Below are 2344 nucleotides of genomic sequence, written 5' to 3' on the forward strand. Positions count from 1 at the left end.
ATCGCTTGTTTTACGGCCTATTTTTGTAGTGGCCAACACGGCATTTATACCTCCCAACGAAGCAGTCCCCATAGTGTAAAACCGTTTTCCAAGAAACCACTGGACAGATTTTTACGTTATAACCACATTAAACTGGATAAATACAGGTTTAAATTCTCTGGTCAGAAAAAATCAAAGTAATTTAGCAAGCTTAACTTTGCTTTGCCCAGGCAATCATTATGGAAACAACAAAAAAGGAAAAAAAAGCAAACATCTTTAGTTTACTAAAGCCCTATAGGCAGTTAATTTTCCTCCTTATTTTTCTTGCGCTGCTTAGCAATGGTATCAATTTGCTCCTGCCTACCATTATTGCGGGCGCTATCGATGACTACACTAACGGACTCTTTGAGCTTAAATCCATCCTAATTACTTTTTCGGTGGCCATAATACTTGTGTTCATCTTTACTTATTTGCAAAGCGTTGTGCAAACCTATGCTTCTGAAAAGGTAGCGAAAGACTTGCGGGCCGATTTATCTGAACAGATTTCACGACAAAGTTTTAATTACATCGAACAGGCCAACCCCTCTAAATTACTGACTAATTTAACCGGTGATGTAGATTCCATTAAATCTTTCGTTTCCCAGGCCATCGTGTCCATAGCTTCTTCCGCTTTCCTAATTATTGGATCAAGTATCCTCTTGTTAATGATAAACTGGAGACTGGCGTTGATTATTATCGCCATCATTCCTATCATTGGAATAACCTTTTACCTCGTGCTGCGTAAGGTGAAAGTATTGTTTAAAAGGAGTAAGGAGGTGATTGACTGGTTGAATAAAGTGATCAATGAAAGTGTATTGGGTTCTTCTATTATTCGTGTTATCAATTCCCAACAATTGGAATACCATAAATTTTTAGCTGCAAACACCGAAGCAAGAGATTTAGGACTGGCCATTTTGCGTTTATTCGCAGGGCTTATTCCCGCCATCATCTTTGTATCCAACATGGCAACATTATCCATTTTGGCTATGGGTGGTCATTTTGTTATCCAGGGTACCATGACTTTGGGTCAGTTTGCCGCATTTAACAGTTACCTGGCGTTGCTTATTTTCCCCATTCTTGTCATTGGTTTCATGAGCAATGTAATTGCACAGGCGACTGCTTCGTATCAACGCATTGAAAATGTCCTTCATACGGCGGAAAGTCCGGAAATGGGTTCCATTTCAAAATTAATCAGGGGCGACTTGGAACTCAGGGATATATCCCTTTATTATGGGCAGAAGCCAGCCCTGAAAAACATAACTTTTTCATTAAAAGAAGGCTCGAAAACAGCTATCATTGGCCCGACAGCTGCTGGCAAAACCCAGTTGCTGTATATACTGACGAACTTAATTAAACCTACTTCAGGCGAGGTGTTGATTGATGGGCACGCCCTGTCTGACTATAATCAGGACGCTTTCCACCGCCAGGTTGGATTTGTATTTCAGGACAGTATCATGTTTAATTTGAGTATTCGCGAAAACATCGCTTTTAGTGATACCGTTACCGATGATTCCCTGGCCAAGGCCATTGAGACTGCAGAACTTAGTGACTTCATCGACACGTTACCTGACAAACTTAATACGGTCGTTTCTGAACGTGGATCGAGCTTGTCGGGCGGACAAAAACAAAGAATCATGTTAGCCAGGGCACTGGCGCTTGATCCAAAAATATTACTGCTCGATGATTTCACTGCCCGCGTTGACGCACCCACCGAAAAAAGAATTTTAGCAAATGTGGAGCGCAATTATCCAGGCATAACCTTATTATCAGTAACGCAGAAAATTGCTTCAGTAGAACAATACGATAAGGTCATCTTATTGATGCAAGGTGAAATTATTGCAGAAGGCACCCATGCGGAATTGATTAAAAAAAGCCCCGAATACATTCAGATCTACACTTCACAACAGAGTACAAGCAACTATGAATTACAATCTTAATCAGGTCACTGAACAACAGGGAAAGAAGTCTACTTTAGCGGCTTTGAAAAAACTGCTTGATCTGATTAGCATGGAACGGAATAACTTGCTTAAAGCCATGGTAGCCATTCTAATCAATTCAGGTTTGTTGTTGCTGGGGCCATTCCTGATCGGTTATGCAATTGATCATTATATACGTACCGGCCAATACCGGGGACTATTGATTTTTACAGGGATCCTGTTAGTGATGTATTTAATTACCCTGATTACCGGCTATTTACAAACCAAACTCATGGGAGGGGTAGGTCAACGTATGTTGTACACCCTTAGAAATGCTATTTTTAACAAGTTATTAACGTTACCGGTGGGCTTCTTTAATCAGAATAAATCTGGTGATCTCATCTCTCGGG

The 2344-nt window shown here is 40.6% G+C and carries 3 protein-coding genes; all 3 read left to right on the plus strand.

From position 1 onward, the window contains the following. A partial coding sequence (locus ACR2F3_RS00330) for a hypothetical protein (RefSeq protein ID WP_432707992.1) occupies window positions 1–180 on the plus strand: 180 nt, incomplete at its 5' end. A 38-nt stretch (window positions 181–218) separates the two neighbouring features. Further along, window positions 219–1955, plus strand: coding sequence for an ABC transporter ATP-binding protein (locus ACR2F3_RS00335; RefSeq protein WP_432707993.1), 1737 nt, complete (start codon window positions 219–221; stop codon window positions 1953–1955). After that, a partial coding sequence (locus ACR2F3_RS00340; RefSeq protein ID WP_432707994.1) for an ABC transporter transmembrane domain-containing protein occupies window positions 1939–2344 on the plus strand: 406 nt, incomplete at its 3' end. The genes ACR2F3_RS00335 and ACR2F3_RS00340, both read left to right, overlap by 17 nt.

The organism is Pedobacter sp. (genome assembly GCF_045627485.1).
Taxonomy (GTDB): domain Bacteria; phylum Bacteroidota; class Bacteroidia; order Sphingobacteriales; family Sphingobacteriaceae; genus Pedobacter.

Coding starts and splice junctions, on each gene's coding strand:
- ACR2F3_RS00335 (WP_432707993.1), top strand. CDS start 219: ATGGAAACAACAAAAAAGGAAAAAAAAGCAAACATCTTTAGTTTACTA.